This window comes from Bacillus sp. MYb209 (genome assembly GCF_002975175.1).
In the GTDB taxonomy this organism is placed as follows: Bacteria; Bacillota; Bacilli; order Bacillales; family Bacillaceae_G; genus Bacillus_A.
Map to the genome: position 1 here is coordinate 1 of NZ_PCNZ01000112.1, position 1893 is coordinate 1893.

The 1893-nt window shown below is 38.6% G+C and carries 1 protein-coding gene and 1 pseudogene; one reads left to right on the forward strand and one right to left on the reverse strand.

Going from position 1 to position 1893, the window contains the following annotated elements; genetic code table 11:
• On the reverse strand, positions 1-277 hold a 277-nt coding region (locus CQZ94_RS30595; protein WP_142395983.1), incomplete at its 3' end, for an IS6 family transposase.
• Between the two features lie 393 nt (positions 278-670).
• On the opposite strand from CQZ94_RS30595, the pseudogene CQZ94_RS32200 reads away from it, so the two are divergent.
• Positions 671-1657: pseudogene (locus CQZ94_RS32200) on the forward strand (IS4 family transposase); the annotation flags it as partial.
• Between the last annotated feature and the right edge of the window lie 236 nt (positions 1658-1893).

Here is a 1893-nt window from a genome sequence, read left to right on the forward strand (position 1 = left end):
ATAAGTACATCCATTGACCTTTTATTTTGATATATGTTTCATCGACTCTCCACGAATCATTTGTTGACTTAAGATGATGTCGTACTTTCTCTTCTAGTTGAGGTCCATATTGATGAACCCAGCGCATAATCGTTGTGTGAGCAATTGATAATCCTCTTTCCTCCATCATTTCCACCAGGTTACGAAAGCTCAAATTGTACCGTAGGTACCACCTTACTGTTAATAAGATTAGTTCCGGCTGATAATGCTTCCATTTGAACAAATTCTCCTTTTCCATACTGAACACACACCTTTTGTGGAGTAGTATCAGTATGCCCAAGTTTAAGAGATTTTTTGCACCAGAACCAGTTTTTTCTACTCCTTTTATATTTTAATAAAATACAAGATTTTTCTTCATTACCCCACTTACTTAGAGTAGATTCGCTTAAAGATTATTGAACAAATTAATATGAGCTGGTTTAAATTATCTGGATATGTTTTCTACCTACAATACTGTAAACTCTTACCTGTCTAGAAAATTGACTTTTTCTTTATAAAATTTTGCTTAGCGTACGAAATTCGCGTTTTGTTGGTGCTACCCCATGCCCCACCAAGCTAAGGCAAATTATTACCCCCTAAACGAAAAAAGCGCTATCCTTTCTGTAATATGATGGAAAGGATGGTGCTTTTTATGTCTCGAGATGTTTCAGATGAACTGAACCTCTTTTCACTGGAATTGCAACAATCTTTGTCTCCTTATGTCCTCAAACAATTGGCCAAAAAAGTAGGTTTTGTTCAGAGGTCCAGTAAGTATCAAGCGAAAGATTTATTTGCTTTGTGTGTATGGTTAAGCCAAAAGGTAGCGAATACTTCCTTAACTCAACTATGTTGTTGTCTAGAATCTTCAACCGGTGTATTAATGAGTCCAGAAGGACTCAATCAACGATTTAATCCTTGAGCAGTCAGGTTCCTACAAAACGTATTCACTTCCTTGCTTACTCAGAAGATACAAACTTCTCAGGCTCTTTCTCATCGTTATGCTTCTCAATTTCAGCGTATACGAATCTTCGATTCTACTACGTTTCAACTTCCAGATGCTTTTGCTTCAACTTACCAAGGATCAGGAGGAAGTAGTCATACAGCTGGCGTGAAGATCCAATTGGAATACGATCTTCTCAGTGGCCAATTCCTACATGTGCACTCTGGCCCAGGTAAACAAAATGATCGAACCTATGGTTCCACGTGCTTACAAACAGTGCAAACAGGTGACTTATGTATACGTGACTTAGGATATTTTGACCTGGAAGATCTCCATCAAATGAATTAGAAAGGAGCCTGTTATATTTCTCGCTTAAAATTAAACACCCAAATTTATCAGAAGAATCCTAATCCAGAATATTTTAAGGACGGACGAATGAAAAAACAGTCGGAGTATGTTCAATTAGACATGGAAGATCTCATGTTGCAGCTACAACCAGGACAAACCCACGAAATTCATAAAGCCTATATCGGATTGTATCAAAAGCTTCCAACTCGAGTGGTCCTACATCGATTGACAGAAGAACAAACACGAAAACGCTGGGAAAACCAGGCGTTAAAAGAGAAGAAGAAGGGCATTGTCATGAAAGAACGAAGTAAGCGTTTAAGTGCGATGAACGTTTATATTTCAAATCTTCCATTTGTTGGTAAAATTATGGTTTATCGTTTGGTTGCTGGTTCTGGGCCTAATTGCTTGAGGAACTAAAATATAGTCAGTGTCCAAATTGATCACAGGGCTTCAACCTTAGGATTTCTCCACCAGTTGCCTGTCAGCTACGAGGCGACTTGGCTCTTACCTCGGTTGGACTTTCACCAACTAACAATTAACGGCTTGCTGGGCACACAACATAAAAAAACCGCTCCTTTTCGAGCGGT